This window comes from Streptomyces sp. NPDC051987, assembly GCF_040680735.1.
GTDB lineage: Bacteria > Actinomycetota > Actinomycetes > Streptomycetales > Streptomycetaceae > Streptomyces.
In genome coordinates this window covers 1-15,092 of record NZ_JBFAXI010000058.1, presented here as the reverse complement: position 1 = coordinate 15,092, position 15,092 = coordinate 1, and the positions used below count along the sequence as shown (strand labels likewise).

Here is a 15,092-nt window from a genome sequence, read left to right as displayed (position 1 = left end):
TTCTGAAGATGGGTTGTCCGTGCGCGGGTTGTCCGTGCGCGGGTTGTCCGTGCGTGGGATTTGGTGCGTGGGATTTCGTGCGTGGGTCTTGGTGCGCGGTTTTTCCGTGTCCGGGGCCGTCCTCTCCTCCCCCGAGCGAGAGGGCGGCCCCGGTCGGTGTGGGTCAGTGGAGCCGGTTCACGGCCGTGACGGTGGTCTTCTTGAAGGCCTTCACGGGCGCGTCCACGAAGCCGCCGAGCTGCCCCCAGTCCACGACCGTGACGGTGCGCCCCTCCCGGCCGATGGAGATCAGCCGGATGTCACTGGTGCCCCAGGCGGTCACGGTGCGCAGGGCGTAGACATGGGCGCCGTCCCCGACCGGCAGGGTGCCGTGGTCCTGGAACGTGGCCTGGATCTGCGGGTCCGCCATCTCGATCCGGTCCGCGCAGGACACGATGTCCTCGTCGAGCTTCGCGAACCGGCCCTTCGCCAGGCGGACGCTGGGCAGTTCCGCGCTGACCTGGCGGGCGCTCGTGTCGAGGTCGGTGCGGAACGTCCGGTACCAGGAGTCCTGACCGCGGCCGAGCCCGACGCCGATGCAGATGTCCTCCTTGACCTCCTCCGGGATGCCGGCGGTGACCTTGCCGGCCGTCCAGGACGTGCCGGCCCGCGGCGGCAGGTCGGCCGCCTTGAGGAAGCCGGGCGCCTTGGGCGCGGCCGCCGCGGGAACGGCGAGCGCGGTACCGGCGACGAGTGCGGCGCCGGCGAGTGCGGTGAGCGCGCCTGCTCGGGTGCGCTTGGGCATGGGTGATCCCCCGTGGTTCGGTGCATGGGTGTGGGCTGTCGCCGGTGTGGCCGACTGGTCGGTCCGGCCCGTTCGGTCGCGACACCAAGAGCATCGGCCGTCACCGGCGTGAACCGCAACGGCGACCGCCCGTTTCCCCGCCCTGGAACCATCCCAGCCCTGTTGACGTGCAGGTATATGAGTGCCTGGGATGGCGACGACCGGGGGGAGGGCGTCCGTGCGCGACGACGTCGAGGAGTTCGCGGCGCTGCTGCGGCAGTTGAAGGACCGTACGGACCGGAGCTACGGCTCCCTGGCCCGTCGGCTGAACATGAACACCTCCACCCTGCACCGCTACTGCGCGGGCGAGGCGGTGCCGCTGGACTTCGCGCCGGTGGAGCGGCTGGCGGCGTTCTGCGGAGCGACACCGCAGGAACGCCTCGAACTCCACGAGTGCTGGCTACGAGCCGCGGCGGCCCGACAGCGACCGCGCGCCGTGGAGGGCGCGACGGACACGGAGCCGGCGGAGAGAACGGAGACCGTGCCGACCACCGACGATGCCCCCGAACCTGCCGGTGCCCGTGCAGCGGCGGGGACTTCCGGAGCCGCTGTCGAACCCCCGGTGGCAGCGGCCTCCGTGGCGCGCCCCTGGTACCGGCGGCGGGGCACGTTGATCGCCTCGGCCGTGGTCACCGTGGTCCTGGCGACGCTGGGCAGCCTGGCCGCCCTCCCGGACGGCCGTCAGGCCGACGGCACCGGCGCCCGCGGCACCGGCTCCGCCGCCACCCGCACCACCACCGCCGCCGGTGACACCGAGCGCCACCGCGGCGGCGCCACCGGCCCGGCTCGGGACCACGCTTCGGCCACCCCGTCGTCCCCTTCCGCGTCCTCCCCGTCATCCCCGTCCCCCTCGTCCACCTCGTCCTCCGCGTCGGGCGACAGCGCGGCCTCCTCCTCCGGCGGGCCGGGCACGGAGCCCGCCGCGGTGCCCCTCACCTGGACGGCGAACTCGCAGCTGTGGGACCTGGGCTGCGACCACGACTACGTCATCGACAAGCAGCCGGCCCAGGTTCCGCCGCCGCCCGCCCCGCAGGACGCCGGCACCTGGGCGGCCACCCAGGGCGCGGTGCACGGCGGCAACACCATCGTGGAGGTCTCCGTGCAGGGCCGTTCGTCCACCGCCGTCGTGCTGGAGGACCTGCGGGTGCGCGTGGTCGGCCGTACGGCTCCCGCGCCCGGCATCGCGTACTCGATGGCCGACGGCTGCGGCGGCGGGCTCACCCCGCGCTACTTCGACGTGAACCTGGACAAGGACCGTCCGATCGCCCGGCCCGTAGCCGGTGAGGGCCCCGACGGGAAGACCGTCTCCACCATGCACCTGCCGTACCGGGTCTCCGCCACCGACCCGGAGGTGCTGCGGGTGCAGGCCGGCACCGTCGGCTGCGACTGCCGCTGGTACCTCGAACTCGACTGGTCGTCACAGGGCCGCAGCGGAACGGTCCGGATCGACGACCACGGCCGGCCGTTCCGCACCAGCTCGATCAAGGGCCTGCCGCACTACTGGTACGGCTTCGTCGACGGCGTCCGCCAGTGGGTGCCGACCGAAGGCTGAGCTACGGCCGCGGCACGTTGCGCAGATTGGAGCGGGCCATCTGCACCATCCGGCCGACACCGCCGTCGAGGACCATCTTGGACGCGGAGAGCGCGAAGCCGGTGACCATCTCCGCTTTGATCTTCGGCGGGATGGACAGCGCGTTGGGGTCGGTGACCACGTCGACCAGGGCGGGTCCCTTGTGCCTGAAGGCGGCCTTCAGCGCCCCCGCGAGCTGCTTGGGCTTCTCGACCCGCACCCCGTAGGCCCCGCAGGCCAGGGCGACGGCGGCGAAGTCGGGGTTGGTGTTGGCGGTGCCGTACGCGGGCAGCCCCCCGACCAGCATCTCCAACTCGACCATGCTCAGCGCCGAGTTGTTGAACAGGACCACCTTCACCGGCAGGTCGTACTGGACGAGGGTCAGGAAGTCGCCCATCAGCATGGCGAATCCGCCGTCCCCGGACATCGACACGACCTGCCGCCGCCGGTCGGTGAACTGGGCGCCGATCGCCATCGGCAGCGCGTTGGCCATCGAGCCGTGCGAGAACGAACCGATCACCCGGCGGCGGCCGTTGGGCGAGATGTAGCGGGCCGCCCACACGTTGCACATGCCGGTGTCGACGGTGAACACGGCGTCTTCGTCAGCGAGTTCGTCGAGGACCGAGGCCACGTACTCCGGATGGATGGGGACGTGCTTCTCGACCTTCCTGGTGTACGCCTTCACCACCCCCTCCAGCGCGTCCGCGTGTTTCTTCAGCATCCGGTCGAGGAACCGCCGGTTCTCCTTGGCCCGCACCCGCGGCACCAGGCAGCGCAGGGTCTCGCGCACATCGCCCCAGACCGCGAGGTCCAGCCGGGAGCGGCGGCCCAGCACCTCGGGGCGGACGTCGACCTGGACGATCCGCACGTCGTCGGGGAGGAAGGCGTTGTACGGGAAGTCGGTGCCGAGCAGGATCAGCAGGTCGCACTCGTGGGTGGCCTCGTAGGCGGCGCCGTAGCCGAGCAGCCCGCTCATGCCGACGTCGTACGGGTTGTCGTACTGGATCCACTCCTTGCCGCGCAGGGCATGGCCGACCGGGGACTTGATCTTCTCCGCCAGCTCCATGACCTCGGCGTGGGCGCCCGCCGTGCCGCTGCCGCAGAACAGGGTCACCTTGTCCGCCGCGTCGATCATCGCGACCAGCTTGTCGAGCTCCTCGTCCCCGGGGCGGACGGTGGGCCGGGAGGTGACGAGGGCCGCCGAGGCGGACTGCTCGGGGGCGGGCCGGTCGGCGATGTCACCGGGCAGGCTCACCACGCTCACCCCGCTGCGGCCGACCGCGTGCTGGATGGCGGTCTGCAGCAGCCGGGGCATCTGCTGCGGGCTGGAGATCAACTCGCTGTAGTGGCTGCACTCCTGGAAGAGCCGGTCGGGGTGGGTCTCCTGGAAGTACCCGAGGCCGATCTCGCTGGAGGGGATGTGCGAGGCGAGGGCGAGCACCGGGGCCATCGAACGGTGGGCGTCGTACAAGCCGTTGATCAGGTGCAGGTTGCCGGGCCCGCAGGAGCCGGCGCAGGCCGCCAGCGTGCCGGTGATCTGGGCCTCGGCGCCGGCCGCGAAGGCGGCGGTCTCCTCGTGGCGGACGTGGATCCAGTCGATGGCGGAGTTGCGGCGGACGGCGTCGACGACAGGGTTGAGGCTGTCGCCGACGACGCCGTAGAGGCGGCGCACCCCGGCGCGGACGAGGATGTCGACGAACTGCTCGGCGACGTTCTGCTTGGCCATGGCGGTCGGGCACCCTTCGGCTGCGCGGATCTCCGGCTTCCCCCCGCGATGCCCTTCCATGTATCCACAACGGCCGCGCTCACGCCTCCCAGACGGCCGCCGCCGTACGGTCGTCGGCGTACCCCTTGACCCGTACCTGGGCGTCCGCGAGGAAGGCGGCGAGGCCCGGCGGGGTGCGCCCGTACCAGCGTCGGGCCAGGTAGGCGCAGAGCGCGGGCTCGCCGCGCAGCGGCTCGGCGAGGCCGCCCGTGCACATCACGAGGGCGTCACCCGGCCGGGCTACCGAGGCCCGGAACAGGAACGGGTCTCGGGGCGGCTCGGGGGCCGGTTCGTAGGGGCTCGGCGGGGTCGGGATGCCGAGGTCCATGGTGAGCCGGTCGCCCTGCGGGGTCTCGGAGGGCAGCGAGCCGAAGCCGAGCACCGGCTCGCCGACGGCGTCGGTGTCGACGCGCGGTTCGATGTCCTGCCACTCGCCGCCGCGGAGCCGGAACAGCCCGCCCTCGCCGACCCCGAAGAAGACGCGGGTGCGGCACTGGGGGTGGGCGGGGAGGAGGAGGCAGCGCAGGCTGGCCGTGTACTCCTCGGGCGCGATGCCCTGTTCGGCGGCGCTGGCGCGGAGCTTGCCGAGGCTGCGGTCGGTGAGCCGGTGCAGCCCCGACTTCAGGTCGCCGCGCCGGGCGGCCTGGATGTCCTCGGTGAGCCGCTGATGGCTGCGGCCGACGGCCCGTGCGATCCACTGGCACACCTCGGCGGCGGCCCGGTGCGCGCCGGGGGTGGCTCGGGCGCCGGTGGCCATCGCGACCAGGACCAGGGCCTGTTCGCCGGCCCCGAACCGGGCGGTGAGCAGGGCGTCGCGGCGCGGTTCGCCCCGGTACCGGGCGGAGTCTCCGCGCTGCGAGACGGCCCGCAGGGTGCAGGAGCCGTACCGGGCGCCCTCCAGGACGGTGTCGGCGACCAGGTCGCCGAGTTCGTCGGGGTCGGCGGCGGGCAGGGCGGTTGGTTCGGCATCGTAGGTGGGCGGTCCGGAGCCGACGTAGTCGACGGAGGAGGCCGAAGGGGCCGAAGGGACGGCCGAGGGCGCCGAGGGCGCTTCGTGCGGAGCTTGCAGAGCCTGCAGAGCTTGCGGAGGGTATGCGGCCTCCGGCGGCTCGGGGGGCTGCGCACCGTACAAGGCGCCCGGGGGCTCCGGCGGGTGACCGTACGAGGCCTCCGGGGGCTCCGCAGGCTGCGGACCGTATGCGGCCTCCGGCAGCTCCGGCGGCTGTGGGCCGTACGAGGCGCCCGGCGGCTCCGGCGACGCTGGGGCCTGCGGCGTCTGCGGCGTCTGTGGGGCGGGATGCGAGGGCGGGGCCGTCAGGTCGGGCCGGGGCGCGGGGTGGGAACCGGCCGGGGTGTCGTCGTCCGCCTCCGGCAGCTCCTGGTCCTCCTCCCACGGCCAGCCCTGCGAAGCGGCCCCGGTGCCCTCCTCGTCCCACGGCCAGGCCGTCGAAGCGGCCCCGGTGCCCTCGGCGGGGACGGTGGGCGCCCGCTGGGCCGGCACGGTCGGCGGTGGCTGCTCGTCGCCCGGTTCCGCGGTGCCGCCTCGACGGCCCCCCACCGTCTTCTTCGCCGAGGCGAAGCGGTCGTCCAGGGAATCCGGCGCGGCCGTCGGCCCGGTGTCCTCGGTGGAGTCGTCGTACAACTGCCCCCACCAGTCGTCGTCATGACGGGCGGGCCTACCCCCTGGCTGGCTCATGCCCCTAATTGTCCACCGCACGGGCCGGATGAAAACGGGGCATCGGGAAAATCCCGCACCCGAGCCCGTCTCGAACGGCATGGCGAGTGACGTCCTGAACACCCGTACGGCGAAACGGGATCGACGACACGGGCGATGTGACGTCGACTGGTAGTTGGCCATCTCGTTCGATCCTTGGCCGGCTCCCTCGATCGGGCGGTCGTGAGACGCGTCTTCTGATCAAGTACGTCCTTCGGTACACGGGGCAGGAGTGGGGCTGCTGTGCTGCTTGCGTGAGTGGTGCTCCGCTCCGGGCCCGACCCGGACTCCGGGAAATGGGGGCGGACCGACCTTCACCTGTTCCACGCTTCGCTCTCCTTTCGCAGCGCGGTCATGCAGGCCCGAGACCGCCGGTCGCAGAATCTGGCGCGCGGTCCCAGCAGCCGACTCGGTTCGGACAGCTACCGCCCAGAGCACACCCCCAATGGCTGCCTGACCACTGGCTGGAATACCCCAACGGCGACCTCCTCGCCCCACGCCTCCGGCATCCGATGCAGCGTCGTGCAGCCGCCGTCCGGCTCATTCGGATGGTGTCCCACATGGGTGTCCAGGCGGCGGCGCGCTTCCTCGGCATCCCCGATACCTGGCCCGAGCGCCGAGCCGGCAACCAACGCTTGCCCATCGCCCTGTTCCTCAACGACCGAGAGATCGAACTCCTGGCGAACCGGATCAGCGACACCACCTGCACCACCGACTACCGCCACCGCCGGATCAGCCTGGCGACCTGGACGCTGCCCCAAACGCACTGGGCCACTGTCTGGGCGCAGGTCACTCCGAGGCCCGGCACCACCCCACCCGTCGACAGCCCACGGAAGCACCAGGCCGCTTCGGAATTCGTCTGGTCGCGCGTCACCGGCAGCGAACGCGCGCTCGCCCCTCTCATCCCCGCCCTGCCGCCCCAGCTACGGCACCGAAGGCACTGGGGATCGATCACCAACTGCCTCGCCACCCCGAGACCGAACACCCATGACGCCCAGCTCAAGTCGCTGCTGACGGAGTACGCCGACCAACTCGCCAGCAACCAGGCAAGTGTTTGAGGTTCCCGTCGAGAGCCGAGTAAAAAACAACAGCGCTTATATAAGTGCTTTACGATGCACAGCATGGCCGACACCCCCGCGCTCGACCCGACGCAGCAGAGCCTCTGGCGGCCCCTGCGCCTACTGCAGGCGTCCATGGACGCCGACATCGCCCGGATCTACTCCGAGCAACAGATCGAGGGGCTCAAGCCCAGCTTTGTAATGGAGTTGCTCCGGCTTCACGCCTGCGGACCCATGACCATCGCGGAACTGGCCGAGTCAGTCCAGCGCACACATTCGGCACTCAGCCAGAAGGTCGCCGCGATGCGCACAGCCGGCTGGGTTCAGACCGTCGTGGGCGAGGACGCACGCACCAGGAAGGTGACGCTCACTGACAAGGCCCGCCGCGTCGTGGATCGCCTGGCGGCGGAATGGCAGGCCACCGAGGCCGCCGTCGCTGACCTGGAAGCCGAGATTCCCTACCCGCTCTCCCAGGCCGTCACCGATATCGAGCGGGCTCTGGAGCGCAAGAGCTTCCACGACCGGATCGCCGAGAAGCTGGCGGAGGATCCCGCATGGGGCTGAAGCGCACGCTGATCGACGTGACTCCTTTACGGTCGTCACCACCGTTCCGGCGGTTGTGGATCGGCCAGACCCTGTCCGGTTTCGGCAGCCAGATGACGCTCGTCGCCGTCATGTTCCAGGTCTGGCAGTTGACGAAGAGCCCCACCTGGACGGGTGCTGTCGGGCTGGCCCAGGCGGTTCCGCTCATCGCGCTCGGACTGTTCGCCGGATCGCTCGTCGACCGGGTGGACCGCCGGAAGTTCTACCTGTTCACGACCAGCGGACAGGCCGTGTGTTCGCTCCTGCTCGCACTGCAGGGCGTCCTCGGGCATGGTCCTGCCGCTGGCGTGCTGGGGCTCGTCGCCCTTCAGTCATGCTTCGTCGCAGGCGGCGGCCCGGCCTCGCGCACCTTCATCCCGCACCTCCTGCCCAAGCAGCAACTGGCCGCAGGACTGGCGTTGCGACGAATCGCCTTCCAGGGCGCCATGCTGCTTGGTCCCGCGCTCGGCGGATTGATCGTGGGCGGGCTGGGAGTCGGCGCCTGCTATCTGATCGACGCCTTGACGTTCGTCGCCGCGTTCTACGGTGCCTTCGGCTTGCCGCAGATGAACTCCGGAGACGAGCCTGCACGGCCCGGCCTGCGGGGGGTTCTGGACGGCCTGGCCTTCTTGGGCCGCACCCCCGTCATTCGCGGGGCCCTGCTCACAGACCTGGCCACCACCGTGCTGTCGATGCCCATCAGCCTGTTTCCCTTGATCAACGCAGAACGGTTCGACGGCAACCCGCGCACTCTCGGACTGTTCCTCACAGCCATCGCTGTCGGCGGCGTTGCAGCGTCACTCTTCTCCGGCACCTTCACCCGGTTCCCCCGCCCCGGCCTGGTGATGCTCGGCGGTTCCGCCACCTGGGGCGCAGCGTTGACGCTGTTCGGCATATCACCCAACCGATGGATCGGTTTGGCCTTCCTCGTCGTAGCCGGCGCCGCCGACACCGTCTCCGTCGTCTCCCGGAGCACCGTCGTCCAGATGCACACACCTCACGAGCTACTTGGCCGCGTCAGTGCAGCTGAACAGCTTGTCGGGCAAGCCGGGCCCGACATCGGCAACATGCGGGGCGGCCTCGTGGCAGATGCCACCTCGGGAGCAACGGCCCTCGTCAGCGGTGGCCTGCTCTGCCTCGGCGCCGTGGCCGTGGTGGGCGCCACGACGGCAGACCTGCGCAGTTCCTCCGTGTCCTCCTCGGTACATACGGCCTCGGCCAGCCCATGAGCCTGTCCGGAGCGACAAGACAAACGCCCGGCGGGAATGGCCCGTCGACATCCCGACTGGCCAACTATCGGTCGTCACAATGGCCAACTACGACTGGTCACGAGGCGATGACCTGCGCTTCTCTGTCCGCCGCTGGCCATCTACCGCGCGAAGTCACAGGCGAGGCACGGCCGACCGGAGTGCCGCAGGTGCCGGGGGTGCCGCGGGCTGAGACGTGCGAGTCGCCGGGTGGTCGCCCCCCACGGGAGAACCACCCGGCGACAGATGACGGGCCTTCCTGACGGTCAGCTGTGAACGGCTGGTCGGTCTCCCGTGCGAAACGACCTGCGCCTCCCGCCCCCGTCCGGCACTCTGGGCAGATGGGACCAGGGGAACTCCTGCTGGTCGGCCTGGTGCTGGTGCTCGGCCTGTGCGGGGTGCTGGTGCCCGGGGTGCCCCGTACAGCCCTGGTGTGGGCCGCGGTGCTGTGGTGGGCGCTGTACGACCCGCGCCCGGTGGCATGGACGGTCCTGGTCGGGGCGACCGTGGTGCTGCTGTCGGCGCTGGCGGTCCGCTGGGCCCTGCCGCCGCGTCGGCTCCGGGCGAGCGGCGCCACCCCCCGCATGGCCGTGTACGCCGGCATCGGCGCCGTCCTCGGCTTCGTGGTGGTGCCCGTGCTCGGCGCGATCCCCGGTTTCATGGCCGGGATCTACCTGCACGAACGTCTCCGTCTCGGCCGGCGCGCCGAGGCGCGGGCAGCCCTGCGCACCACCATGAACGCGGGCGGCTCCAGCGTGCTGGCGGAGCTGTTCGCCTGCCTGCTGGTCACGGCCGGCTGGCTGACCGCGGTGATCTGGGCCGGCTGACCGGCCGGAGCAGGTCGGCGAGCGGGACGGCGTCGGCCAGGGCGCGCGTGCCGGCGTCGTTGAAGTGGAGGTGGTCGCCCGGGTCGTAGGCGGGCCGGATGCGGCCGGGCCGCTGCGGATCCCGTACGACGGCGTCGAAGTCGACGTACGCGTCGAAGACGTGCCGGGTGCGGATCAGGGCGTTCACCGCCTGCCGTACGGCCTCCCGGGCGTCGGTGTACCCGCTGTACCCGGCGTACGGTGTGAGGGTCGCGCCGATCACCCGGATCCCCCGGTGGTGGGCGCGGGTGACGAGGGTCCGGTAGGCCCGCACGAAGTCGGCGGGGTCCGTGGCCTCCGGGGTGCCCTTGATGTCGTTGATGCCTTCGAGCACGACCAGGGTCCGCACCCCGCTCCGGTCGAGCGCGTCGGCGTCCAGGCGCCGCAGGGCGGCCGGTCCGCCGGTGCTGTCGAGCAGGAGCCGGTTGCCGGAGATCCCGGCGTTGAGGACGCCGACCCGGAAGGGCCGCAGCCGGGCCGCGAGCCGGTCTGGCCAGCGGTGGTTGGCGTCCATGCTGGTGCCGTTGCCGTCGGTGAGGGAGTCGCCGAAGGCGACCACGCTGCCGCGGGCCGCGGCCTCGACGTCGACGCCGGTGACGTAGTACCAGTGGCCGGTGGTGCGGGTGTAGGCGCCCCCGTCCTCGTCGGCGGCCCGGCCGGCGCCCTGCTCGGCGAGGTAGCTGGTCTGGAGGGCGACCCGGTGGTAGGTGGCGGGCCCGGAGTCCCCGGGGGTCTCGACGGTGACCAGCAGATCGGCGGCGGCCGGGACGGTGAGCGGCACCGGGTCGCTGACCAGGTCCTGCCCGACGGGTACGACGGCGGTGCCGGCGCCCGCGAAGGTGGCGGCGCGCATCGAGCCGGGTACGGCGTCCGGGCCGGCGCCCCGGCGCAGAGCGACGGTGACGGCGCCGAGCCGGAGCGGGGCGCTGCCGAGCCGGTTGCTGACCCGCACGCGGATCACGTCGCCCCCGACGCTCAGGTGAAGGACGTTGCGGAACGCGGCGCCGGGCACGGCCGGGTCGGTACCGGAGGGCGCGGCCTCCCAGCTACCGGCCCACGGCGCGGGCCCCTCGCCGGCACCGGCCCGGCCGGTCACCCCCAGCACCAGCAGCGACACCACCGCGAGCAGTCGCCCGACCGTGCCCATCCACACCTGCCCTTCCGAAGGCCCACTGGAGGGGAAGGTGGCACACGGGGATCGCCCCGGACAGCAACCCGACCGCCACACCACCCGGCTGGCGCAGCGGGTCGGCGACCGGAGGGCCGGGGCGGCGCTTCCCAGTTCGGGTGCGGGTGAGACGGGGTGGAGGGGGGCCGACAGTTCGGGTGCCGGTGAGACGGGGTGGAGGGAGGCCGACGGTGGGGATGCGGGTGAGACGGAGTGGAGGGAGGCCGACAGTTCGGGTGCCGGTGAGACGGAGTGGAGGGAGGCCGACAGTTCGGGTGCCGGTGAGACGGAGTGGAGGGAGGCCGACAGTTCGGGTGCCGGTGAGACGGAGTGGAGGGAGGCCGACGGTGGGGATGCGGGTGAGACGGGGTGGAGCGGTGCCGACCGTTCGAGTGCGGGTGAGACGGGGTGGAGCAGTGACGACGGTGAGTGTGCAGCCGCGGGCCGTGGGGGCAGGTCGCGCGGTTGCCCGCGCCCCTGGCCGCCACGCGCCCGCGCCGGAACGGCTACCGCCACCGCCCCCGCTTCGCCTCCATCGCCGCCTTCCCCTCCGCGCCCCGCTTCTTCCAGTCCTTCTTCATCTCGGCCCGGACCCGTGCGTCGGTCTTCGCGACGATCCACTGGTTCTCCCGCATCAGCTTGCGGTAGCTGTCCAGCCGGCGCACGGGCAGTTCCCCGGCCGCCACCGCGGAGCGCACCGCGCAGCCCGGCTCGCTCTCGTGCCCGCAGTCGGCGAACCGGCAGTCCTCCGCCAGTTCCTCGATCTCGGCGAACACCTGCCCGACCCCGGTCTCGGCGTCGAACAGCCCCACGCCCCGCAGTCCGGGCGTGTCGATCAGCACGCCCCCGCCCGGGAGGGCGAGGAGGTTGCGGGTGGTGGTGGTGTGCCGGCCCTTGCCGTCGACGTCCCGGGCGGCCCGGACGTCCATCACGTCCTCCCCGAGCAGCGCGTTGGCGAGGGTGGACTTGCCGGCGCCGGACTGGCCGAGCAGCACCGACGTGCCGGAGCCGACGAGGGCGACCAGTGTGTCCAGGCCGTCCCCGGCGTGCGCGCTGACCGTCAGGACGGGTACGCCCGGGGCCGTCGTCTCGACGTCCTGGACGAGGTGCGCGAGGGTCGCCGGGTCCGGGACCAGGTCGGCCTTGGTGAGGACGACGACCGGCTGCGCCCCGGACTCCCAGGCCAGCGCCAGGAATCGCTCGACGCGGCCGAGGTCGAGTTCGACGGCGAGGGAGACCGCGACGATCGCGTGGTCGACGTTGGCGGCGAGGATCTGCCCCTCGGACCGCTTGGAGGAGGTGGAGCGCACGAAGGCGGTGCGGCGGGGCAGATACGCGCGCACGTACCGGGGGTTGCCGCCGGGCTCCACGGCGACCCAGTCGCCGGTGCAGACGACGCGCAGCGGATCGTGCGGCGTGACGAACGCGGTGTCGGCGCGCAGCGGACCGCCGGCGGTCATCACGTCGCACTGCCCGCGGTCGACCCGGACGACGCGTCCGGCCAGCAGGCCTTCGGCGTCGTAGGGGGCGAACGCCTTCGCCCAGGTCTCGTCCCAGCCGTAGGGAGCGAGCGCGGAGAAAACAGCAGAGCTGGAAGTCAAGGGTGACCCTTCACAAGGGCGGCCCCGGAAAGCGGAGAGGTCAGCCGGTGGCCGCGGAGGTGGAATGGATGAACTTCTGATCGCGGGCAGCGCCCATCGCAACGACAGTCATCGGTCAACACCTCCCGTTCCTCGCTCGGCCGGCAACGGCAGCCGACAGCCACCGTGTGGAGCGGACATCAACCTAGCGGCACCGGCATTGCGCCGCTACCGATTTGAGGGGTGGTGTCAGTACCTCAGCCCCATGTGATCCGGTCCCTGGAGAACCGCCCGGCGTTGCTCGATGTCCAGGCCAGGAAGTGGCTCGGGCACCTCACGGTCCGCGTCGCGCAGGCCGAGCATCATGTCGACGGTCCGCGCGTGCAGTTGCTGCCGGAAGCGTGGGAGCCGGGTGCCATGAACCTCGTGGAGCTTGCACAACACCGCGCAGAGCAGCGGGGTCGCGGCCAGGGCGGAGAGGTCCGGCGACGCGTTGACGTGGCGTGTCGGCGAGACCTCGTAGACGGAGAGGCGGGCGATCCGCCGGTCACGCTCCTCTTCGCCGAGCCGTGACGAGCGCACCCCGAGGATCGCAGCCTGGTGCCATGTGTGGATGGGCCAGCAAGACCGTCACGCGCAGCGCTGGTACCGGCTCGGAACGACCAGAGGAGACCCGACGTCACGCGGTCACGACCGTCGCCATCGCCGGCATGGGGCCGGGCGGTCTGCGGGGGAGCTGTGCTAAGGTTGGAGACGTTGCAGTTGTGGTACCCATGAACCTATGTGCGCCTGACGGGAATGTTTATCCTTCGGGCGCATTATTTGTTTTTCCGGCATCTCCGGATGGGGCCTCTGCCTACAGAAGGAGAAGGTCATGGCACAGGGAACCGTGAAGTGGTTCAACGCCGAAAAGGGTTTCGGCTTCATCCAGCAGGACGGCGGCGGCCCCGACGTCTTCGCTCACTACTCGAACATCCAGTCCCAGGGTTTCCGTGAGCTCCAGGAGGGCCAGCGGGTCTCCTTCGACGTGACCCAGGGCCAGAAGGGCCCGCAGGCGGAGAACATCGTCCCCGCCTGATCGCCGGACGCGTATCCGCTCACCGGGGTCCGCACCGTCACTGGTGCGGACCCCGGTTTGCGCTGTTTCCAGGAAGGCAGACCACCGCATGTCCCGCAGGCCCCAGACGCCGAACAGGCGCACCTCGTCGGCCCGTTCGGCCCCGTCGGCGCCGCCGTCCGGGTCGGCACCGCGCGAGTTCCGGCTGCCCCAGAGCACGACACCCGCGCTTCCCGCCGTCGACGACTTCGCCGCCCTGGACATGCCCGCGGCGCTGCTGAAAACCTTGACCGCGCAGGGTGTGACGACCCCGTTCCCTATCCAGGCCGCCACGCTGCCCAACTCGCTGGCCGGCCGTGACCTGCTGGGACGCGGCCGCACCGGCTCCGGCAAGACCCTCGCGTTCGGGCTGGCGGTGCTGGCCCGTACGGCCGGACTGCGCGCCGAGCCCAGGGCGCCGCTCGCCCTCGTCCTGGTGCCCACCCGTGAGCTCGCCCAGCAGGTGACGGACGCGCTGACGCCGTACGCGACGGCGGTGAACCTGCGGCTGGCCACCGTGGTCGGCGGGCTGTCGATCACCAAGCAGGCCGCCACCCTCCGGCGCGGCGCCGAGGTGGTCGTGGCGAGTCCGGGCCGGCTCAACGACCTCGTGGAACGCGGGGACTGCGTGCTCGGCGACGTCCGCATCACGGTGCTGGACGAGGCCGACCAGATGACCGACATGGGTTTCCTGCCGCAGATCACCAAACTGATCGAGAAGGTACGGCCCGACGGACAGCGGCTGCTCTTCTCGGCCACCCTCGACCGCAACATCGACCGTCTGGTGCAGCGGTTCCTGAGCGACCCGGTGGTGCACTCCGTGGACCCGTCGGCGGGGGCGGTCACCACCATGGAGCACCACGTGCTGCACGTCCAGGACGAGACCGACAAGAAGGCCGTGACCACGCGGATCGCGGCCCGGGACGGCCGGGTCATCCTCTTCCTCGACACCAAGCGGTCCGCCGACCGGCTCGCCAAGCGGCTGCTGGCCGTCGGTGTCCGCGCGGCGGCACTGCACGGCGGCCGCTCCCAGCCGCAGCGCAACCGCACGCTGGAGCAGTTCAAGAACGGCCAGGTCACCGCCCTGGTGGCGACGAACGTCGCGGCCCGCGGCATACACATCGACGACCTCGACCTCGTCGTGAACGTCGATCCGCCCACCGACCACAAGGACTACGTCCACCGGGGCGGCCGCACGGCGCGCGCGGGCGGCTCCGGCAGCGTGGTCACGCTGGTCCTGCCGGACCAGAAGCGGGACGTCACCCGGCTCATGTCGGACGCCGGCATCAGGCCCCGGTCGGCCCGCGTCACGTCGAGCGACACGGAGCTGGCCACGATCACCGGCGCCCGCGAGCCCTCCGGTGTGCCCGTCGTCATCGAACTTCCGCAGCCTGCGCCGACCGCGGCGCCCCGAGCGGACCGGAAGACCGACACCAAGCCGGGCTCGGGCAGGCGGTCCCGCCGCCGCGGCGGCGGGGGCCGGAGCGAAGCGGCCCCCGGGACGGGCGGCCGGGACTCGGGCCTCCGGTCCGCGACCGCGGGGGCGTCGGCCGGAACCCCGGCGCCCGGCGGCCGTGGCGCTGCCCGCCGCAAGGGCACGACCGGCGCCGCCGGCGCCACGAC

At 71.9% G+C, this 15,092-nt stretch carries 13 protein-coding genes; 7 read left to right on the top strand and 6 right to left on the bottom strand.

Features of this window, described 5'->3' with window-relative positions; all coding sequences use genetic code 11:
* Nucleotides 1–163: 163 nt before the first annotated feature.
* Entirely contained in the window at nt 164–784 is a 621-nt protein-coding gene (locus tag AB0M11_RS27270) for a hypothetical protein (protein WP_365709931.1), read from the bottom strand.
* Nucleotides 785–974: 190 nt separating this feature from the next.
* Between AB0M11_RS27270 and AB0M11_RS27265 the strand changes: the two genes are divergently transcribed.
* The gene (locus tag AB0M11_RS27265; RefSeq protein ID WP_365709929.1) at nt 975–2,375 is read left to right on the top strand and encodes a helix-turn-helix transcriptional regulator; all 1,401 of its coding nucleotides are present in this window, start codon (nt 975–977) and stop codon (nt 2,373–2,375) included.
* A 1-nt stretch (nt 2,376) separates the two neighbouring features.
* On the opposite strand, the gene AB0M11_RS27260 is transcribed toward AB0M11_RS27265, so the two are convergent.
* Entirely contained in the window at nt 2,377–4,119 is a 1,743-nt protein-coding gene (locus AB0M11_RS27260) for a pyruvate dehydrogenase (protein ID WP_365709927.1), read from the bottom strand.
* Nucleotides 4,120–4,198: 79 nt separating this feature from the next.
* Entirely contained in the window at nt 4,199–5,854 is a 1,656-nt protein-coding gene (locus tag AB0M11_RS27255) for a protein phosphatase 2C domain-containing protein (protein ID WP_365709925.1), read from the bottom strand.
* Between the two features lie 578 nt (nt 5,855–6,432).
* On the opposite strand from AB0M11_RS27255, the gene AB0M11_RS27250 reads away from it, so the two are divergent.
* The 4 genes from AB0M11_RS27250 (at nt 6,433) to AB0M11_RS27235 (ending at nt 9,586) form a co-directional block, all read left to right on the top strand.
* Nucleotides 6,433–6,930, top strand: coding sequence for a hypothetical protein (locus AB0M11_RS27250; RefSeq protein WP_365709923.1), 498 nt, complete (start codon nt 6,433–6,435; stop codon nt 6,928–6,930).
* A 63-nt stretch (nt 6,931–6,993) separates the two neighbouring features.
* On the top strand, nt 6,994–7,494 hold the full coding sequence (locus AB0M11_RS27245; RefSeq protein WP_365709921.1) for a winged helix DNA-binding protein: 501 nt from the start codon (nt 6,994–6,996) through the stop codon (nt 7,492–7,494).
* Nucleotides 7,485–8,741, top strand: a complete 1,257-nt coding sequence (locus AB0M11_RS27240) for an MFS transporter (RefSeq protein ID WP_365709919.1) — start codon at nt 7,485–7,487, stop codon at nt 8,739–8,741. The genes AB0M11_RS27245 and AB0M11_RS27240 overlap by 10 nt, the downstream gene beginning before the upstream one ends.
* A gap of 359 nt (nt 8,742–9,100) precedes the next feature.
* A complete protein-coding gene (locus tag AB0M11_RS27235; RefSeq protein WP_365709917.1) occupies nt 9,101–9,586 on the top strand; it encodes a DUF456 domain-containing protein in 486 nt (161 codons plus the stop codon).
* On the opposite strand, the gene AB0M11_RS27230 is transcribed toward AB0M11_RS27235, so the two are convergent.
* The 3 genes from AB0M11_RS27230 to AB0M11_RS27220 all read right to left on the bottom strand — a co-directional run bounded on the left by AB0M11_RS27230 (nt 9,546) and on the right by AB0M11_RS27220 (nt 12,955).
* Entirely contained in the window at nt 9,546–10,772 is a 1,227-nt protein-coding gene (locus AB0M11_RS27230; RefSeq protein WP_365709915.1) for an SGNH/GDSL hydrolase family protein, read from the bottom strand. The genes AB0M11_RS27235 and AB0M11_RS27230 overlap by 41 nt on opposite strands.
* Nucleotides 10,773–11,299: 527 nt before the next feature.
* Nucleotides 11,300–12,394, bottom strand: a complete 1,095-nt coding sequence (rsgA, locus tag AB0M11_RS27225) for a ribosome small subunit-dependent GTPase A (protein WP_365709913.1) — start codon at nt 12,392–12,394, stop codon at nt 11,300–11,302.
* A 228-nt stretch (nt 12,395–12,622) separates the two neighbouring features.
* Nucleotides 12,623–12,955, bottom strand: a complete 333-nt coding sequence (locus AB0M11_RS27220) for a hypothetical protein (protein WP_365709911.1) — start codon at nt 12,953–12,955, stop codon at nt 12,623–12,625.
* 292 nt (nt 12,956–13,247) lie between these two features.
* Here AB0M11_RS27220 and AB0M11_RS27215 point away from each other — a divergent pair, with 292 nt between their 5' ends.
* Together AB0M11_RS27215 and AB0M11_RS27210 are read left to right on the top strand one after the other, a co-directional pair.
* Nucleotides 13,248–13,451 (top strand): cold-shock protein, encoded by a 204-nt coding sequence (locus tag AB0M11_RS27215; protein ID WP_016578941.1) that lies wholly within the window; start codon nt 13,248–13,250, stop codon nt 13,449–13,451.
* Nucleotides 13,452–13,539: 88 nt separating this feature from the next.
* Nucleotides 13,540–15,092 (top strand): DEAD/DEAH box helicase (locus tag AB0M11_RS27210; RefSeq protein ID WP_365709909.1); only part of this gene is annotated, 1,553 nt, incomplete at its 3' end.

Excerpts from the sequence above, each read along its gene's own strand:
- AB0M11_RS27260 (WP_365709927.1), bottom strand. The coding sequence starts at position 4,119 with ATGGCCAAGCAGAACGTCGCCGAGCAGTTCGTCGACATCCTCGTCCGC.
- AB0M11_RS27230 (WP_365709915.1), bottom strand. The coding sequence starts at position 10,772 with ATGGGCACGGTCGGGCGACTGCTCGCGGTGGTGTCGCTGCTGGTGCTG.
- AB0M11_RS27255 (WP_365709925.1), bottom strand. The coding sequence starts at position 5,854 with ATGAGCCAGCCAGGGGGTAGGCCCGCCCGTCATGACGACGACTGGTGG.
- AB0M11_RS27270 (WP_365709931.1), bottom strand. The coding sequence starts at position 784 with ATGCCCAAGCGCACCCGAGCAGGCGCGCTCACCGCACTCGCCGGCGCC.
- AB0M11_RS27235 (WP_365709917.1), top strand. The coding sequence starts at position 9,101 with ATGGGACCAGGGGAACTCCTGCTGGTCGGCCTGGTGCTGGTGCTCGGC.
- AB0M11_RS27245 (WP_365709921.1), top strand. The coding sequence starts at position 6,994 with ATGGCCGACACCCCCGCGCTCGACCCGACGCAGCAGAGCCTCTGGCGG.
- AB0M11_RS27250 (WP_365709923.1), top strand. The coding sequence starts at position 6,433 with ATGGGTGTCCAGGCGGCGGCGCGCTTCCTCGGCATCCCCGATACCTGG.
- AB0M11_RS27240 (WP_365709919.1), top strand. The coding sequence starts at position 7,485 with ATGGGGCTGAAGCGCACGCTGATCGACGTGACTCCTTTACGGTCGTCA.
- AB0M11_RS27265 (WP_365709929.1), top strand. The coding sequence starts at position 975 with ATGGCGACGACCGGGGGGAGGGCGTCCGTGCGCGACGACGTCGAGGAG.
- AB0M11_RS27215 (WP_016578941.1), top strand. The coding sequence starts at position 13,248 with ATGGCACAGGGAACCGTGAAGTGGTTCAACGCCGAAAAGGGTTTCGGC.